Here is an 18,335-nt window from a genome sequence, read left to right as displayed (position 1 = left end):
TCACTAGAAAAGGATCACCGAGCGGATGCTCTGGCCCGCGGCCATGAGGTCGAAAGCACGGTTGATGTCGGCCAGCCCCATCGTATGGGTGATGAAGGTGTCGAGGGGGATCTCGCCGCGCTGCGCGCGCTCGACGTATCCCGGCAGCTCGGAACGGCCGCGCACACCGCCGAAGGCCGAGCCGCGCCAGACGCGTCCGGTGACGAGCTGGAAGGGCCGTGTCGCGATCTCCTCGCCCGCCCCGGCGACGCCGATGATCACCGACTCGCCCCAGCCCTTGTGACAGCATTCGAGGGCAGCGCGCATCACCGACACGTTGCCGATGCATTCGAAAGAATAATCGACACCGCCATCGCTCAGGTCGACGATCACTTCCTGGATCGGCCGCGCGTGCTCGGCCGGGTTGATGCACTCTGTGGCGCCCAGTTGTCGGGCAATGGGAAACTTGGCCGGGTTGGTGTCGATGGCGATGATGCGCGCCGCGCCGGCCATCACCGCGCCGATGACCACCGCCAGACCGATGCCGCCGAGGCCGAAGACGGCGACTGTCGCCCCCGGCTCGACCTTGGCGGTGTTGCGCACGGCACCGATGCCCGTGGTTACGCCGCAACCCAGCAGGCAGACCTTCTCCAGCGGCGCGTCGCGGGCGATCTTCGCCAGCGCTATCTCCGGCAACACGGTGTACTCGGAGAAGGTCGAGGTCCCCATGTAGTGAAATATCGGCTTGCCGTGCCGCGAAAAGCGGCTGCTGCCATCGGGCATCAACCCCCTGCCCTGCGTCCCGCGAATCGCCTGGCAGAGGTTCGTCTTGCCCGAGCGGCAGAACTTGCACTGTCCGCACTCCGGAGTGTACAAGGGAATCACATGGTCACCGACGGCCACCGAGCTGACGCCCGGCCCGACCGCCTCGACGATGCCGCCCCCCTCGTGACCGAGGATGCTCGGGAAGACGCCTTCGGGATCGGCTCCGGAGAGCGTGAAGGCATCGGTGTGGCAGACGCCGGAGGCGACGATGCGCACCAGCACCTCGCCCTGCCGTGGCTCCTCGACATCCACCTCGGTGACCTCCAGGGGCTGCCCGGCAGCCCAGGCAACCGCAGCGCGTGACTTGATCATCAGCAACCCTCCCAGCAGTTTGCGCCGCCGGCAGGCGGCAATCGGTTTCCACAGCGACAGCGGACCCACCGGCGCGGCCGCCTGCCGCCCGGGGCAACCGCGGTGCGACCGTCAGTGCAGATCACCCGGCTTCACCCGCTGCACGCGGAACACCTCGATGCCCTCGTCGACCAGTTCCTCGTACTCCTCGGGAGTGGCAACGCCACGAATCGAACGCTCGGGCGCCTCGAAATAATGCATGCGCCGCGCCTCCTCGGCAAAATCGGCGCCGACATCCTCGCAGTTCGCGAGCAGCAACACCGTCATGTGGCGGAAAGCCTGCTGCGCGCCGGTGCGCCCATCGACTGCCGGCGCGACCACCGGCGACTCACGGTGCGGCGAATCCGACTGCGTACCGGAGCGGCCCAGGTGAACCGTTGACGGAACCCGCCGGATGTCGAGCGAGCCACAATGCGGGCAACTGAGCAGACCGGAAGCCAGTTGGCGGTCGAAATCCTCGCGTGACTGGAACCAGCCCTCGAACTGATGGTCGTGCTGGCATGCAAGGTCAAAAATGATCATCGGGGCCCGGAGCACGAAGCTCGCAACAAGAGACGTGGAGGTGGTACCCGGAGCCGGGGTCGAACCGGCACGGCCGCTGGGCCGAGGGATTTTAAGTCCCTTGTGTCTACCAATTCCACCACCCGGGCGACACAAGCCATTATACCTGCCCGGAAATGGAAGAAGGGAAAGCGCCTGCGGCACTTTCCCTTCGCGATCTGGAGCGGGAAAAGAGTCTCGAACTCTCGACCTATACCTTGGCAAGGTATCGCTCTACCAACTGAGCTATTCCCGCGCTCTGAACATGGCTGCCTGCCATCCGGCCGAATCGCCGGAGCCACACGACGTCCGCCGGGCAGGAGCGGCACGGATTATCCGCAGGCAAACCGGCACTGTCAACCCCCGGCACACCCCCGGCCACCCCCGGCACACCCCCGGCCACCCGCGGCCCTGCCCAGTGCGACCGCAGCAGCCCGCTTGCGTGCGCGCCGCTCGCCCGGCGACCGCCACGATGCGCGGCAGGCGAGACGGCGAGGGGCACGGCATGTGCCCTGAGCGCCCGGCCGCGACGCCACGGGCGACCAGGCGCCGCCGCAAGATGTCGCGGCCTGTCGTTGCGCATGCATGATCGCGGGTGTTTCGGCATAATGCGCTGCGCGGGGAAGTTGGCAGCCGTCAGCAGCCCTTGACGCCACCATCAGCGAATCGAAAGGAGAAGCACCGATGTCCTTGTCCAGTCCGCAGCGTGCTGCACGGGTTGCCCTTGCCACCACCGCCGGCCTGCTGCTCGCAGGCTGTGCCCAGATGCAGATGGGCTCGCCCGACGCCAAGACCACGGCGACCGGATCCGCCGCCGGTTCGACCACCGACAACGCCAGCAGCCAGCTCGAGAAGTGCGCGAGTTCGCTTGGCACGGTTGCCGTCTACGAGGACACGAACGCTCCCTGGTACGGCATCCTCACCGGGCAGATGAAACTGGGATCGACGAGCCCGGTACTCAAGCTGCTGATCCAGCAGTCGAACTGCTTCGTCGTCGTCGACCGCGGCCGGGCGATGAACAACATGATGCAGGAGCGCGCCCTCGAACAGACCGGCGAGCTGCGCCGCGGATCGAAGTTCGGCAAGGGGCAGATGGTCTCGGCCGACTACACGATGAGCCCGACGATCACCTTCAGCAACAACAACGCCGGTGGCATGGGCGGCGGCCTCGGCGGGCTGGGCCGTGGTGCCGGACTGCTCGGCGCCGTCGTCGGCGCGGTCAACGTCAAGGAGGCGAGCACGCTGCTGACCCTGGTCGACAACCGCTCCGGCGTGCAGCTCGCGGCCGCAGAGGGAAGCGCCCGCAACATGGACTTCGGCGCCATGGGAGCGCTTTTTGGCAGCGGCTTCGGTGCCGGAGGGGGTGGCTACACCAACACCGCCGAAGGCAAGGTGATCGTCGCCGCATTCACCGATTCGTACAACAACCTGGTGCGCGCGGTGCGCAACTACAAGGCGCAGGAGGTCAAGGGCGGGCTCGGTACCGGCGGCAACCTGGGCGTCCAGGGCGCCCAGGAGGCGCAGGGCGCGACGGGCAAGCGCAAGAAGTAGACAGCGACGGCGGCGCGCCAGGTTCAGTGGGCCGTGGCGGCAGCCTGAACGTGCAGCCGACAAGCCGTGCCAGACGACGCGGAAGACGCGAGGACCGCTCCCAGGCCAGCCAGCCAGGACCGGCCGCCGGCGGCCGCAATGCCCGCCGCCGAGCGTGCAGCGGCAGCGTGTCGGCTCTTCCTGGCCCTCTGGCCAACTCCCGCCGAGCGTGACGAACTCCTGCACTACCAGCGGCGATGGTCGTGGCCGCCGGGTGCGGCGCCGATCGTGGCCGAGCGCCTGCACCTGACGCTGCACTTCATCGGCGCGCTGCCGCGACAGCGGCTGGGCGAAGTCAGCGCCGGGCTGCAGGTCGCCAGCGAGCCCTGCGAAGTCGTCCTCGACCGCGCCGAGGTCTGGCCGCATGGCCTCGTCGTGCTGCGCGCGACATCGCCGCCTGCCGCGCTGCAGCAGCTGCACGGCCGTCTCGGCGAAGCGCTGCAGGCCCTCGGCCTGAAGCCCGAGAAGCGCCGCTTCCGGCCACACGTGACGCTCGCCCGCCGCGCCACCGGCAGCATTCCGCCGCTGGCCAGCGTCGCCCTGCGCTGGCAGCTCAGCAGCTACACGCTGGTCGAATCGCTGGCCGGCGCCGCTGGCGGCTACCTGGTCCGCCAGCGCTACGACTGAAGCCGCCGGGCGGCGGGGCGCCGCCGCGCCGTGCTTCCAGCAGCGGAGAAATGCGGCACAATGACGGCCTTTTCGTCGCCGCGGCAGGATGCCTGCGGCAGAAGGAGCAGCGATGTCGCACCGCCGCGCGGTCAGCCTGATGATACTCGTCACCCTGCTCTGGAGCATCGCCGGCGTCGTCGCCCGACACCTCGACAGCGCCCACAGCTTCGAAGTCACCTTCTGGCGCAGCCTGTTCAATGCTCTCGCCCTCGGCTGCGTGCTGAGCCTCCTGCGCGGTCGGCAGCTCTGGCACAGCCTGCTGCATGCCGGTTGGCCGCTCTGGTTCTCCGGCTTCTGCTGGGCGGCGATGTTCACCGCCTTCATGCTGGCGATCACCCTGACCAGCGTCGCCAACGTCCTGGTGACGATGGCGATCGGTCCGCTGATCACCGCCCTCTTTGCCCGCCTTTTCCTGCAGCACCGGCTGCCGGCGCGTACCTGGCTGGCCATTGCCGTGGCCGGTGTCGGCATCGGCTGGATGTTCGGCCAGGAGGCGAGCGCCGGCCTGTCGCTGACCGGCAGCGTCGTCGCCCTGGCAGTGCCCCTCGCGGCGGCGCTCAACTTCACCACCCTGCAACATGTCGGGCATCGCGGCCGCGGCGAAGACGCGACGATGCCGCAGGACATGCTGCCAGCGGTCCTCATCGGCGCCGTACTCTCCGCCGCCGGCACCCTGCCGTTGGCCCAGCCGCTGCAGGCGACGGCGCATGATCTCCGGCTGCTGGCCATACTCGGCGTCGTCCAGCTGGCGATTCCCTGCCTGCTCGTCGTGCACCTGTCGCGTGAACTGGCGGCTCCAGAGATTGCCTTGCTCGGACTGCTCGAGGTCGTCTTCGGAGTCACCTGGGCCTGGCTCGGCGCCGGCGAGCGACCGGGAGGCAGCACGCTGATCGGTGGCGCCCTGGTCCTCGCAGCGCTGGTCGGCAACGAACTGCTGGCGCTGCGCGGACCGGCCGGCAAGGTCGCGCGCGGCGACAGCGGCAACATCCTGATGCGGGAGATTTGATCATGACTTTCAGTTTGCCGTCGTGGCTTCAGTTGGTACTCGCCCTGCTCGTCGTCGTCAGCGCGCCACCGGTTCGCGCCGACGACCTCGTCATCCCGGGCAGTGGCAGCCCCGAATACATCCTCGGCCAGCTCGCCAAGGCGTTCAACCAGCAACAGGCGCTGCATCGGGCAATCGTCCCGCCGTCGACGGGTACGGCCGGCGCCCTGCGCGACGTTGGCGACGGCATCTCCCCCGTCGGACGGGTCGGGCGTCGGCTCAAGGACGAGGAAAGCAGACAGGGCCTCATCTTCGTACCTCTCGGTCGCGATCCGGTCGCGATCGTCGGCGGCGCCGGCGTGACCGTCCGCAGCATCAGCACCAGCCAGTTGCTCGACGTCTACAGCGGCCGGATCACCAACTGGCGCGAACTCGGCGGCAAAGCGGCGCCGATCCGCGCGATCGGCAGAGAGCATACGGACTCGGGCCGACAGGCATTGACGAGGGCGGTCAGACCGTTCAAGGACGTGGTCTTCGGACCGGAGGTCAAGACTGCTCATCTCGACCCCCAGTTGATCGAACTGCTCGACCGCTATCCCACCAGCCTGGGCTTTCTCAACCGCTCGGCACTTGCCGCCTGCAGCAGCAAAGTCGTCCTGCTGGCACTCGACGGCATCGAACCGACGCCCGAGAACGTCGAGAAGGGAGCCTACCAGGCCTGGGTCGAACTCGGTCTGGTCCACAAGGGCGGCCTTCAGCCACCTGCAGCCCGAGCCTTCCTGGAGTTCGTCCGCTCGGTCGAAGGTCAACGCATCCTCCGCCGACACGGCATCCTGCCGTCAGCCGCAGACCACTGACCACCCCCATCATGCCTGGACGCATGTCCTTTCGTCCGTCGATCGGCTGGTCGCTGATCCTTCTCATCGCCATCCTGGCCATTGGCTCGCACTGGTCGGAGTTCGTGGTATTCGAGGACACGCTGGCGGCGGCGCTGCGGTCGGGCGAGATCGACAAGATGAGCACCGTCGGCCGCGTCATTCAGGAACAGGTCGCCGAGCAGTCACGACGCGTGACCCTGACCGCACGCCTGACCGCCAGCAAGACCAGGCTCCGCAGGGCCCTGCAGCATCAGGGTGCGGCGTCGACATCCGTGATCGGCGACGTGCTGACGAAGGCCCGGGAGATCAGCGGCGTGCAGGAGATGCAACTGACCGACAAAGAGGAAATCGTCATCTATCGCGCCCATGATCCGCAACAGTACGGCGACCGTTCCACACTGTGGGGCGTGTTCGAGGCGCTCACCGGCCAGTTCCAGCTGTCCACATCACGCACCGACGACACTCTCGTGTTGCACGCGGTGGCGCCGGTGCTGGGAAGCGACGGAGAGGTCGTCGGCACGCTTGCCGCCGGAGTCCACCTGAACAAAGCCCTTCTGCAACGCATGGCGGACGCTCTGGGGATCGACATTTCACTCGTCGCCAGATCGGGCTCGCTGCTCGCCAGCTCCGCGCAATCTGCGCCTGCGCTCGACCAGGTAGCGATCGACGAGGCTCTGGCAGGAAAGATACCCGTCTACCGCCATCACGCCACCGAGGCACGAACGCTCGGCTACCTGCCGCTGACGATCATCGACGACGCCTATGTCGTTGTCGCATCGCTCGACAGCAGTCACGCTTACGGGATGCTCGCGAGCGCCAGGCAGCGTTCGCTCGTACACCAGCTGCTGGTGCTCACGATCAGCACACTGCTCGGGATATTGCTCGTCCGCTGGATCCTGAGTCCACTGCGGCAACTGCGGCAGCGCTCCGCAGCTCTGGCACAACACCTGACCGGCGAGACGGTCGAAGTCCCTTCGCGCAACGAAGTGTCGGCCGTGGTCAGCGTGCTGGATACACTCACTCAGCGTCTGCTGCAACACAACAAGGAACTCGCCGAGGCGAAGCGGGCGGCAGAGCAGGCCAGCGACGCCAAATCGCAGTTCCTCTCGAACATGAGCCACGAGATCAGGACACCGCTGAACGGCATCCTGGGAATGTCCGAGATGCTCGCCAGAACGCCGCTCAGCCCGACGCAACAGCGCTACCTGCAGGCAATCAGCGGCTCCGGTCATGCGCTGCATGCCCTGCTCGGCGACATCCTCGATCTGGCGAAGATCGAGGCCGGCAAGGTGGTCGCCGAGGAGATCGATTTCGACCTGCGTCAGCTGCTGTCCGGGATCGCCGACAGCTTCCGCGATCTGGCCTCGACCAAGGGCAACCTGCTGAACACCGATTTCCGCCTTCCCGCCAAGCTGGAACTGCGCGGCGACCCGACGCGCGTGCGCCAGATACTCGCCAATCTGCTCGGCAACGCGAACAAGTTCAGCGAGGCCGGAACAATCACGCTGGGGGCACGAATCATCGACCCCCAAGCCGCGGACCGACGCATCTGGATCCGTTTCAGCGTCCGCGACACCGGCATCGGCATCGCCCCCGAGGCGATCGCCAGGCTGTTCGCACCCTTCGTTCAGGCCGACCAGACGACGACGCGACGTTTTGGCGGCAGCGGGCTCGGACTGGCAATCTGCCGCCACCTGGCGACGCTGCTCGGCGGCTCGATCGCGGTTGACAGCGAAGTCGGCCATGGCAGCACGTTCACCGTCGAACTGCCGTTCGGCGAGGCTCTGGCGCCGCCAGTGCCGGCACGCGACGCCGCTCCGGCGGCGCAGAAAATCAGCGGCCGCGTCCTGGTTGCCGAGGACAACCCGGTCAATCAGTCGGTCATCGAAGCGATGCTGCGGGAGATCGGCGTCGCAACCAGCGTCGTCGGCGACGGCGCACTCGCCGTCGCCGCCCTGCGCAGCGCGGCCTTCGACCTCGTACTGATGGACTGTCAGATGCCGGTGATGGACGGCTACGCGGCGACGGCGGCGATCCGCGCCGAGCCGGGGCCGATGGCACGGGTGCCGATCATCGCACTGACCGCCAACGCGCTGCCGGAGGATCGCCAGCGCTGCCTGACGGCGGGCATGGACGACTACCTCAGCAAACCCGTCCGCCTCGACACCCTGGCCAGCACCGTCGGCCGCTGGCTGACCGGCGCCGACGCCGGCGTCACGGCCGTACCGGCGACAGCCGCAGCGAGCACCACCGGCAACCCGCCAACGGCACCGGCGGCGCCGCCGACGCCCGCGGCAGATGCGGCAACGCCCGCTGCCACAGGCGCGGCGCCGGTGCCTGTCCTCGATCGCAACGCGCTCCTCGACAACCCGAACTTCGGCCGTGCGACGAGCGGCAACCTGATCGAGCGTGTCATCGGCATCTACCTCGAGAACACGCCGAAGCTGCTCGCGACGATCAGCGACGGCCTGCCGGCAAAGGCCTGGCCGGAAGTGGCGCGTGCAGCGCACAGCCTGAAATCCTCGAGCGCGACGATCGGACTGCAGCGTGTGTCGGCGATCGCTGCCCGCATCGAAGCGCTCGCCCGCCAGGAGGACAGCGCCGCGGTCGCCGACGAGCTGCCCGGCCTGCAGACCGAGTGCGCGCGAGGGATTCCCGAGTTGCAGACGGAACTCGAGCGACTGTCAGCAGGCACAGCGCCGGCCTGAGGCGGCCGCAGGCGGCTGCAGACCGCCCCTCCGCGCTCCGTCGCCATCACCGGCGGCAGCCGCCGGTACCGCGAGACGACCCCTTGAACTGGCTGCGCTCACGCAGCGATGTACCGCCCCGGGCGATGGTTGATCGCCAGCGTCAGGTTCAGCGTCGCCGCGCCAAGCAGCGAAATGAGGATTCGCTCGAGCGGCAGCATCGCCAGCGAAGCACCGATGATCGCCAGGTCGATCGCCAGCTGGACGTAGCCGCCGCGCCAGCCAAAACACTCCTGCAGCCAGTGCACGACGACGTTCAGCCCGCCGAGGCTGGCCTGGTGACGGAAGAGGATGATCATCGCGATGCCGGCCAGCAGTCCGCCCATGACCGCGGCGTAGAGCGGGTCGATGGCTGCGAAGCCGAGGCAGCGGGGCAGCAGATCGGTGGCCAGCGACAGCAGGGCGATCGCGCACAGCGTCTTGACGGCAAAGGCGCGGCCGACGCGAAACCAGGCGAGCACCATGAACGGCAGGTTGATGGCAAGGTACAGGGCACCGAGGCTGACGCCGCTGGCGTAGTGGGCAATGAAGGCGAGTCCGACCGTGCCGCCGGTGATCAGCCCGGCTTGCTGGAGCAGGCCGAGGCCAAGTGAACCGACGAGGGCAGCCGCCGCCAGCGCCTGCACGTCTTCGAGCAGGCTGTGGCGCGGCGGGGAAGGCAGCGGTGGCGGCGATGCCATCGGCTGGCGAGTCAACGACGGGTTCTTCGCGACAGGTCGAGCTGCACGCCGGCAGCAGCGCCGTCCGGGTAGCTGGCGGCGTAGCGATAGCGCCGCTGCAGCGCGGTCGATGACCACATCTCGTTGAACTCGCTGCGATAGTTGAAGTGCAGGCGGATATCGCCGCCGCCGTCGCGCAGCACGCGCGCGATGGCCTCAGCGTCGGGATGACGGAACTGCTTGCCGTTGCTCGACACCAGCCAGTTGCGGCACTGCAGGGCCCGCACCAGCTCGCTGCTGGTGTTGCCCCGGCTGCCATGATGCGACAGCTTGCAGGCGTCGACGGCGAAACGGCCGCCGGCGTTGCCGGCCAGACGCGCAAGTGAAGCGAGCAGCACCTCGGCGAAGGCGTCGCCGGTGAGCAGCGCCCGCCGCCCGCCGTACTCGGCCAGCAGGGCGATGCTCGACCCGTTCGGCCGCGCGCGATCCGCCTTGTACGGCCGTGCCGCGAGTTGCTCGGGATCGGGGTCGCCGAGCAGATCGTCGCCTTCCTGCTCGGCATCGGCCTCCTCGAGACGGCTGCCGTCGTCGGCAGCGGCGACGCCGGGGACGAGTCCCGCCTTGCGACAGGCCGCGTCCCAGACCGGCCTGAGCGCGTCGAGCTGCTCCTGGCGCGGCGACAGCACGGTCAGCCGCATGCCGCCCGGCAGGCTGAGCTGCGGCAGCGGTCCGGTGTCCGGCACCAGCAGCGCGCCGCCGCGCACCAGAGCATTCCAGCGCTGGCGACCGTTGGCGACGATCAGGTCGCTCAGTTCCTCGCCCTGCAGCGGCCCGAGCGTGTCGTCGCCGGCGGCCGGGACGACGCCGCCCGGGCTGAGATGCATGTAGCCGTTGAACCAGATCTCGCCGAAGCTGGCACCGAGGCTTGCACTCTCGCGCAGCAGGGGCAGCGCGCCGCCGATGTGGTCGAGGTCGACATGCGTCACGAGCAGCAGTTCAAAATGCCGCTGACCCTCCGGCAGCGCCAGGATGCGCTCGCGGATTCGCGGGTACACCGCCGCCGTGCCACAGTCGATCAGCAGGCGGTTGATGCGCTGCCGTTGCCCGTACTCGAGCCAGATGGCGTCGCCGTACTCGGCCGGCAGCAGGTCGATGCGAAACATGTCGTCACTCCTCGTTGGCGCCCCTGGGCGCCCGTTCATAGCCGCCAGCCGACGTCGCCGTAGGCGGTCAGGCTGAGGGCAAAGCCGTCGCCGCCGGCAAGCAGGCGCCGACGGGTGGCGAGAAAGACCTCGCCGAAGGTCTGCTCGCTGCCGGCCGCCGCCTTCAGCCCCGCCAGCAATTCGCCGACGAAGGCGACGGCGCGCCGACCGCGGATCGTCGCCAGCGTGCCGATGACGAGTGCCGCCCGCTCGCGCTTGAACGCCTCGACGAAGTTGAGGAACGGCACCTCGCTCAGCTGCGTGCTGCAACCGAGCAGCAGCACCACCGGCGCGGCGGCAGCCGGCCCGGCAACGTACGAGCTCTCGAGTTCGGGACGCGTCAGCAGCACTCCGCCGATCTCCAGCCCGCTGATCCCCGGGTGCGCCGGATCCTCCTGCGAATGCGGCAGCAGCAGGAGCAGCGACGGCGAATCCGCGGCGACGGCCTGCTCCCATTCGGCCCAGTCGCGCACCGTGCGCGCGCGCGTGGCGACCTGGCGAACCGCGTCGACGATGCCACCGGGGTCGCCGAGATCCTGCGCCCGCACCCGCTTGCTGGCGCCGACGAGCACCGAGCGCAGGACGTCGAGACGCTCGTCGCCGGGCTGCGGCAGACTGAGCGTGTAATCCGCTCCGCTTGGCGCAGCCATTTCCGGCTGTCGCTCGATGACGCAGTTCAGCCCCCAGAACCGCAGTGGACAATGGACGTCGCGATCGTCACGGTGCGCGCACTGCTCATGGCTGCCTGCGCCGAGCAGCGCCGCGCGCGCGTTCGGGCACAGTGGCGCAGCGGCCTGTGGCAGAGCTGCCGCGTAGAGAATCTCCACCGGCAGCCAGGCGCCGGCACGCGCCTCGACGATCTGGATGCGCGCACCCGCGGGCACCCGGCCCTGCAATGGCTCCGGCAGCGCCTTGAGCAGCGACCGCCCGTAACGCGCGAGCGCGTCGAAGAGCTGCAGCAGCGCCGGATCATCGAGCGACCCGCGCGCGGCGGTGAAACTCGCCTCGGCGGACAGCAGCGCCTTGACCTCGCTGACCAGACGATCGATGCCGAGCGGTTCGCGGAAACTGACTTCGCTGCCGACGACAGTGGTGAAACCCGCCTGACCGCTGGCCGCATGATTGACGACGATGGCGGCGTCGAATGGCTGCGCCGTCGGCGACGGGTCGAAGGACGCCGCGACGCGGTTCTCGACCGTCAGCGAGAGACGTCCAGCAGTTCCGGCAAGCGGCGAGGAAAGGATCAGCGTCTGCAGAACACGCGTTTCATGGGCGATCAGGATGCGCGCCCGGTATTCGTCGCGCACGCCATGCGTGCGGAAGCTCAGACGACAGGGAGGGCTGTCGCCCTCTGGCGGCAGGAACAGGCGCCCCTGCTGCGGTGTGTGCAGGCGGCCGCTGGCGCTCCGTACGAGCGGCACGAAGAACAGGTCGAGCCAGTGACCCGCGTCCGACGGCGGCAGCAGGCCGCTCGGAAAGACCTCCGGTGCGCTCGCCGCCGTCGCCCGCGGCAAACCGATGTCGAAGTCGATCAGGTAGGCGCGATCGCTGGCCAGACGGTCCTCGACCCGCAGCGGCCGCGCCGCGTCGCTGACGTCGATGACGCTGCAGTTGAGCCGCCGCTGCTCGCCGGCCGTGCCCCCGGCATCGCCGGCGCCGTCCGCTGCCGGCAACAGACGCGCGCCGAGCCGCCCCTCGAGCGCGCGACGCAGACGCGCCAGTTCGATGGCGTCGCCGGCATCGCTCGCCCACGAGCTGCGCGTGGCGCTGGCGGTCAACGACCGGGCCAGCGCCGCCGCCTCGCTGTCGGGCGGCCCGCCGCCGCGGCTCGCCGGCGGCACCGCCGCCGTGGCGAGCCGCGGCCGCTCGGGCGGCAGCAGGCGATCGACCTGCCGCGCCAGCCGCTGCGCCGCCGCCGTCAGGCGGGCAGCCGCTGCCAGCCGGCGCGAGGCGACGAGCAGCGCCGGTTCGCCGGCGGCGCCATCCTGCGCCGCCGGCAGTGCCCGTTGCAACGCCACATCGAGCGGCATGTCGGCGGCAAGCCGTGCCAGCAGCGAATCAACGTACTCGCCCTGCCGCTCGCGCTCGACGGCGGCGATGCCGACGCCGCCGCCAAGCACCTCGGAGCGCAACGCGCCGACGAGGGGCAGGATTCGCTCGCCGGCGGTGCCCGCGCCGCCGAGGACCAGCACGCAGGCAGCACGCAGACGCCGCGCTGACTGCAGCACCCGCGCCAGGCCATGTCGCAGGTCATCCGGCAACAGCAGCAGCTCGCACTCCTCGTCCGCGGCGACGAGCCGCAGCAGATCCGGCCAGCGGCTCGCCGCCAGAGCGGCAGCCAGGTCGCCGGCGGGCGCATCGCCGAGCACAGCGACACGCAGCGGCCAGCCCCAGCTGATCGGTCGCTGCCGCCCGTCCAGGCGCAGATAGGCCGAACTCGCGAGGTCGGCGCCACTGCCGAGCAGGAGCCCGAACAGCCACAGCACGTCCGGCACCACGGGCGGCCGATCGGCGCCCGGCAGCGGCTCGATCTCGAGCCGCAGCAGCGCGCGCCCGGCATCCCGGCCCTGCAGGCGGCACGCGCTGAAGGCATCCCAGGCCGCGACGAACTCCGCCGCCGGCGGCAGCGCGGCGCCACCGCCGGCGATCGCCGACAACATTGCGACGAGGTGCTCCACCCGCAGGACGGCGACTTCGCCAGCGGCGGCGCCAAGGCTGCGCGCGGCGACCAGCGGCGGCGGCCCGTCGCGCGTGACACCGAGCAGCGCCGCGGCAGCCACGGCGCGGGCGAACGACTCCTGCGGCAGACCGGCACCCCAGGCCCCGAACAGCGATCGGCTCATCCGTCCCTCCCTGCCATCCCTTGCTCATCGCCACGCGGCCGCCACTGCCCGAACCGCCGCGCACCCGCCTGCCGCCTGCCGGGGAGTGCGCGCAAACCCGGCGGCGGTACCCGGCAACAAGGATTATGCTGCAAATCGCGGCGGCTGCGCGCCCGCCGCACGGCCGCCGCCAGTTGTGCCGCAGACTGTCGGCCCGCGGCCGGCTGTCGGCGACTGCAACGAGAAGTAATGCCGCTTCCCGTCGCGCAGGCTCTCCTATACTTGCGCCGCTCGGAACGAATGGCGCCGGCCAAGCCAGGCCGGCGCCACCTGGAACTGCGGCCGACGGCCGCCATCCCCTTGCTTCACCGCCAATGGTCAGACGATGAACGAAAAGCAACGCAGAGGAGGAGAACGATGAGCACCGCCGACGCGGTGCCGGCACTCGCCGCCAGCGGCCCACGCGCAACGACCGCTGCGGACTGGCTCGCCTTCGCCGGCCTGCTGGCGATCGCCCTGGCGGTCAGACTGGCCTTCTACACCGGCTTCTTCGGCTCCGACGAGGTGACCTACGTCGCCAACGCCTACCGGCTGCTCGACGGCGACTGGCAAGTCTCGAGCTACGTCGGCAGCAACCGTTACGGCATGAACCTGCCGCTGGCCGCGATGGCCTTCCTCTTCGGCCGCCACGAGCTGGTCGCCAACGCCTATCCGCTGCTCTGCTCGCTGGGCGAGGTCGCACTGGTGTTTCATTTCGGCCGCCAACTGCTCGGCCTGCGCGCAGCGGTCCTTGCCGCGCTGCTGCTGGCGCTGCTGCCGCTGCACGCACACTACGCCGGACGCCTGATGGCCGACGCGCCGCTGGCGCTGATGATCACCGCCAGTTTCCTGTTCTTCTGGCACGGCGAGCGCCACCGCGATGGCCGGAGCTTTTTCATCGCCGGCCTGGCAGCGGGATGCAGCTTCTGGATCAAGCCGCACGCCATCATCTACCTGGCGGTCTTTGCCTTCCATCCTCTTCTCGTCCGGCGCTGGGACCGGCGCTGGCTGTTGATGGCCGGTGCCTGCTGCCTGATGATCGCCGCCAACTGCCTCCTGTTCCACTTCCTCAGCGGCGACTTCTTCTTCCTCGTCGAAGCGATGCGCGCCCGGCACACCGGCGTCGACCGGGCGGCGGCGGCCGCCGCCGATCCGTTCCATGTCTCCGCCGGCTATTATCTCGTCTATCTGCTGGCCAGGGTCTACCACACCTGGATCGTCTTCCACCTCGCGCTGGCTGCCCCCTTCGTCTGGTGGTTGCGCCGCCGCCGGGGCGCGACCGACGACGACGACGCGATGCGCTTCCTCCTCTGGTGGGCGGCAGGGCTGCTGCTCATCTTCTCGCTCTTCGTCGCTTCCTGGAATCCGCTCGTCCTGATCCCGAAGCAGACGAACTACATGCTGATCTTCGTCGCGCCGCTGACGCTCCTCGCCGGCTACGCGCTGGCCCGCGCCCGCGGCGTACCGTTCCTGATCCTGCTGCTGCTCGTCGCCGGGCCGGCGCTCTTGCTGACCGCGATGCAACAGAGCCTGATCCACGTGTTTACCGCGAACAGCAAGGCGACCGTCGAATTCGCCCGGGCACACGCCGACGCCGAGGTCTACGGCAACACCAACGCCGTTCGCGCGGCGCACTTCGCCCGCCTGGTGCAGCCGCAAGCGGCGCTTGCCGAGATCCGTCCCATCGCCGACCTGCTGGCAGGCGCCGACGGCGAGGGCGGCGCATCACCGACGGCGCCGACGGCGCCGCGCTACGCGGTGATCGACACCGAGACCTTGAGCTGGGCTCGCGACGAGCCGCTGCGCGACATCAGCGAGGTGCCCGCGTGCTGGATCGGCGAAGGCGTCCTGCAACCCTCGGCTTACGGCCTGGGTCCATTGCTGCTGCGGCAGTTCGCTGCCTTCACCGCGCTGCTGCCCGAGACGCTGGCGGTGCGTGCCCGGCCGGCGCTGGCTTCGCTGACGCAGCCGCGGCCGGCATACGTCTACCGGGTTCCGGCGCAGGGATGTGGCTGAGATGAGCACAGCCCCCACCGCCGCCAGCAGCAATCCACCGATGCCGGCCGCGCCACCGCCTTCGGTCTCGATCGTCGTACCGGTTTTCGGCAGCGGCGAGAGCCTGCACGAACTCGTCAGCCGGGTGCAGGCCGCCCTGTCGCCGCTGGTCTCCGGCCTCGAGCTGATCCTGGTGAACGATGGCAGCGGGCATCGCAGCTGGCAGCTGATCGAAGCCCTGGCACGGAGTGAACCGCAAGTGCGGGGGCTCGACCTGATGCACAACTACGGCCAGCACAATGCGCTGCTCGCCGGCATCACCCGGGCACGGAATTCGATCATCGTCACCATGGACGACGACCTGCAGCACCCACCGGAGGAACTGCCGAAACTGCTGGCGGCAATCGCCGAAGGCAACGATGTCGCCTACGGCAAGCCGCAGCGGCGCGAACACTCGCCTTGGCGCAACCTCGCTTCACGCCTGACCAAGCGCGCCGTACGGGCCGCTCTCGGGGCGGAGATGGCGGAAAAGAGCAGCGCCTTCCGCATGTTCCGCGCCGAACTCAGGGAAGGATTCGCCGGCTTTCGCGACGCCCAGGTGTCGATCGACGTCCTCCTCTCCTGGAGCGCGGACCGGGTGGCCTGCGTCGCCGTCGATCATCATCCGCGCCGGCAGGGGCGCTCGGGGTACGACCTGGGCAAGCTGCTGGCAGTCACCCTCGGCATGATCACCGGCTATTCGACGCTGCCGCTGCGCCTGGCCAGCGTCCTCGGACTGCTGTCGGCAACGCTTGGCCTCGGGCTGCTCTTCTGGCTGCTGCTGCAGATGCTGACCGCCGACAGCCAGCCCACCGGACTGACCCTGATTGCCGCGATGATCGCGCTCTTCGCCGGACTGCAGCTGTTCGCCATCGGCGTCGTTGGCGAGTACCTCGCCCGCATGCACTTCCGCACGCTGGGAAGACCCGCCTTCGTCATCCGCACGGAAACGGGCCCAACACCACGACTGGAGAACCAGGATCCATGAGGAAGGCTCTCATCCTCGGCACCGGCGCCGCGCAGGTAGACGCCATCCATTACCTCAGGAACGCCGGCTGGTGGGTGATCGGTTGCAGCTACCTGCGCGATGGTCCGGGGCTGTCCCTGGTGCACGAGTTCCGGCAGATCAACATCACCGACGTCCCGGCACTCGAAGGGCTGGCGCGCAGTGAAGGGGTCGAACTCGTCTATTCGGTCGGTTCCGACCTCGCCATGCCGGCGGTCGCAAGGGTCGCCACGGCCCTCGGACTGCGCCGCTTCATCTCGCCCGCGCAGGCCGACCTGACGCAGAACAAGGTCAGCCTGCGCGACCACCTGCGAAGTCACCACATCAGCCCGGTCAGCTACCGGCAACTGCGAAGGCGCGCCGACGCCACCGGCTGGGACCACTTCCCGGCGATCGTCAAACCGGCCGACAGCCAGGGGCAGCGCGGCGTCGGCCGCGCCGACTCGATGGGCGAACTCCTGGCGTGCCTGAAGCCGGCACTCGCGGCATCGCGCTGCGCCACCGCCATCGTCGAGGAGCTTCTCGACGGCCCCGAGGTCTCGGCCAACGTCTTCGTCGTCGGCGGCAAGATCGTCGTCAATGAGCTTTCCGACCGCCTGGTGGTCACCGACTTCCCGGGCGGAATCCCGCGCGGGCACGTGCTGCCGGCGCAGAGCGGCAGCGAGACGGTGCTCGCCGAGGCTCGGGAACTCGCCGAACGATGCGTGCGGGCGCTGGGAATCGAGAACGGCCCGGTCTATCTGCAGATGAAGCTCACCCGCTGCGGACCGCGCATCATCGAGATTACGCCGCGCCTCGACGGCTGCCACATCTGGCGCCTGATCCTGGAGGCGCGGGGCATCGACCTGCTGGCGGCCAGTTTCCAGCTGCTGGCGGGGGAACCGCTGCGCGCCCTCGACGGACCGCGGCGAGCCGACGATCTCAGCCTGCACTTCTTCCTGCAAACGCCCGGCGAGCCGTCCTCGCGTGCGCCGCATCAACCGCCGCGAGCGGCCCTCTACAACGAGTTCTACCTGCAAGAGGGCGACATCGTCGCGGCGGTCAACGGCCACCTCGAGAAAGTCGGCTATTTCCTGCTGCGGGAGCCGGCATGCGCATCGCGCTGACCGGCGCCAGCGGCATGCTGGGCGGCGCGTGCCTGCGCCAGCTTGCCGGCCGCGGCGACCAGGTCGTCGCCCTCGGCCGCGGCAACGCGGCAGCGCCGGCGCCAACGCCGCCCGGGATCGACCTGCGCCCCACCGACTACAGCCGCGACGATCTGCGGCTGGCGCTGCGCGACGTCGAGGCCGTGATCCATCTCGGTGCGCTGCGGGCCAACCCCGAGGCCGACCGCAACGGCTGCCAGTCGTACTTCGAGGCCAACGTCCGCAGCACCGAGAATCTCCTCATCGCCGCGCTGGAGAACGGCGTCGGGAGCTTCTGTCTCGCCTCGTCGATCGCCGTCTACGCGCGGCACAACCCGCAGCCCTGGCAGGAAAGCGACCTGCCGGCGCCGACGAGCCATTACGGCATCAGCAAGCTCGCCTGCGAACACCTGGCGGCGCTCTACGGCGAGCAGGGCGGCATGCGCGTTGTCGCCCTGCGCATCGCACAGATCATCGGCGACGACCGGAGTAGACGACAGGGCATGCTGCTGCAGTTCATCGCCCGCGCCCGGCGCCAGCAGAGGCTGTTGCTGTGGGGCAGCGGCATGGCGGCGCGCGATCTCGTCTATGTGGAGGATGTGGCCAACGCCATCCTGCTGACGCTCGGCGATGACCGCCCCGGCGGCGTCTACAACATCGGTGGCGGGCGCGCCTTCTCCAACCGCGAGGTGGCGGAGACGATCAACGAGGTCTTCCGCAACCCTGCCGGGCTTTGGCTCGACCCGACGCGCCCGGACGATACAGGCAGCCAGTTCATGGACTGCGAACGTGCCCGGCGGCAACTCGGCTGGCAGGGGCAGTGGAGCCTGTCGGCGGCGCTCGACGAACTGCGCCGGCAAGGCGTCGGATGACCGGCGCGGCAGT

14 protein-coding genes and 2 tRNA genes are annotated in these 18,335 nt (G+C 69.4%); 9 read left to right on the top strand and 7 right to left on the bottom strand.

The annotated features are described in order from the left end of the window. Nucleotides 1-3: 3 nt before the first annotated feature. The 4 genes from HT579_07555 to HT579_07540 all read right to left on the bottom strand — a co-directional run bounded on the left by HT579_07555 (nt 4) and on the right by HT579_07540 (nt 1,951). On the bottom strand, nt 4-1,113 hold the full coding sequence (locus HT579_07555; GenBank protein ID QKS31555.1) for an S-(hydroxymethyl)glutathione dehydrogenase/class III alcohol dehydrogenase: 1,110 nt from the start codon (nt 1,111-1,113) through the stop codon (nt 4-6). Between the two features lie 114 nt (nt 1,114-1,227). Continuing rightward, a complete protein-coding gene (locus tag HT579_07550; GenBank protein QKS28785.1) occupies nt 1,228-1,677 on the bottom strand; it encodes a DUF1178 family protein in 450 nt (149 codons plus the stop codon). A gap of 41 nt (nt 1,678-1,718) precedes the next feature. Further along, nucleotides 1,719-1,805: transfer RNA gene (locus HT579_07545), tRNA-Leu, on the bottom strand. Between the two features lie 70 nt (nt 1,806-1,875). Then, nucleotides 1,876-1,951 (bottom strand) — tRNA-Gly (locus tag HT579_07540). A gap of 428 nt (nt 1,952-2,379) precedes the next feature. Here HT579_07540 and HT579_07535 point away from each other — a divergent pair. From HT579_07535 to HT579_07515, 5 genes are all read left to right on the top strand, one after another. Continuing rightward, nucleotides 2,380-3,246, top strand: a complete 867-nt coding sequence (locus HT579_07535; GenBank protein QKS28784.1) for a peptidoglycan-binding protein — start codon at nt 2,380-2,382, stop codon at nt 3,244-3,246. 138 nt (nt 3,247-3,384) lie between these two features. Next, the gene (gene thpR, locus HT579_07530; GenBank protein ID QKS28783.1) at nt 3,385-3,912 is read left to right on the top strand and encodes an RNA 2',3'-cyclic phosphodiesterase; all 528 of its coding nucleotides are present in this window, start codon (nt 3,385-3,387) and stop codon (nt 3,910-3,912) included. A gap of 112 nt (nt 3,913-4,024) precedes the next feature. After that, a complete protein-coding gene (locus tag HT579_07525; GenBank protein ID QKS28782.1) occupies nt 4,025-4,960 on the top strand; it encodes a DMT family transporter in 936 nt (311 codons plus the stop codon). A gap of 2 nt (nt 4,961-4,962) precedes the next feature. Continuing rightward, a complete protein-coding gene (locus HT579_07520; GenBank protein ID QKS28781.1) occupies nt 4,963-5,796 on the top strand; it encodes a substrate-binding domain-containing protein in 834 nt (277 codons plus the stop codon). 23 nt (nt 5,797-5,819) lie between these two features. After that, nucleotides 5,820-8,525, top strand: a complete 2,706-nt coding sequence (locus HT579_07515) for a response regulator (protein QKS28780.1) — start codon at nt 5,820-5,822, stop codon at nt 8,523-8,525. Between the two features lie 98 nt (nt 8,526-8,623). Here HT579_07515 and HT579_07510 read toward each other — a convergent pair whose 3' ends face one another. The 3 genes from HT579_07510 to HT579_07500 are packed head-to-tail and all read right to left on the bottom strand — an operon-like array spanning nt 8,624 to nt 13,268. Continuing rightward, nucleotides 8,624-9,244, bottom strand: a complete 621-nt coding sequence (locus tag HT579_07510; protein ID QKS31554.1) for a YitT family protein — start codon at nt 9,242-9,244, stop codon at nt 8,624-8,626. A gap of 11 nt (nt 9,245-9,255) precedes the next feature. Beyond that, nucleotides 9,256-10,386 (bottom strand): MBL fold metallo-hydrolase, encoded by a 1,131-nt coding sequence (locus HT579_07505; protein QKS28779.1) that lies wholly within the window; start codon nt 10,384-10,386, stop codon nt 9,256-9,258. Between the two features lie 35 nt (nt 10,387-10,421). Then, the gene (locus tag HT579_07500; protein QKS28778.1) at nt 10,422-13,268 is read right to left on the bottom strand and encodes a hypothetical protein; all 2,847 of its coding nucleotides are present in this window, start codon (nt 13,266-13,268) and stop codon (nt 10,422-10,424) included. 396 nt (nt 13,269-13,664) lie between these two features. On the opposite strand from HT579_07500, the gene HT579_07495 reads away from it, so the two are divergent. Genes HT579_07495 through HT579_07480 form a run of 4 tightly spaced genes read left to right on the top strand, consistent with a single transcriptional unit; the run spans nt 13,665 to nt 18,322 of the window. Beyond that, a complete protein-coding gene (locus HT579_07495) occupies nt 13,665-15,302 on the top strand; it encodes a glycosyltransferase family 39 protein (GenBank protein ID QKS28777.1) in 1,638 nt (545 codons plus the stop codon). Nucleotides 15,303-15,342: 40 nt separating this feature from the next. Further along, the gene (locus tag HT579_07490) at nt 15,343-16,308 is read left to right on the top strand and encodes a glycosyltransferase family 2 protein (GenBank protein QKS31553.1); all 966 of its coding nucleotides are present in this window, start codon (nt 15,343-15,345) and stop codon (nt 16,306-16,308) included. Further along, nucleotides 16,305-17,432: an ATP-grasp domain-containing protein gene (locus HT579_07485; GenBank protein QKS28776.1), complete on the top strand. Its 1,128-nt coding sequence runs from the start codon at nt 16,305-16,307 to the stop codon at nt 17,430-17,432. Before HT579_07490 ends, HT579_07485 begins: the two co-directional genes overlap by 4 nt. After that, nucleotides 17,417-18,322: an NAD(P)-dependent oxidoreductase gene (locus HT579_07480; protein ID QKS28775.1), complete on the top strand. Its 906-nt coding sequence runs from the start codon at nt 17,417-17,419 to the stop codon at nt 18,320-18,322. The genes HT579_07485 and HT579_07480 overlap by 16 nt, the downstream gene beginning before the upstream one ends. The last annotated feature ends 13 nt before the right edge of the window (nt 18,323-18,335 follow it).

It is taken from the genome of Candidatus Accumulibacter similis, from assembly GCA_013347225.1.
GTDB lineage: Bacteria > Pseudomonadota > Gammaproteobacteria > Burkholderiales > Rhodocyclaceae > Accumulibacter > Accumulibacter similis.
The sequence above is the reverse complement of the archived record's forward strand: the minus strand, read 5'-3'. Positions and strand labels throughout refer to the sequence as shown.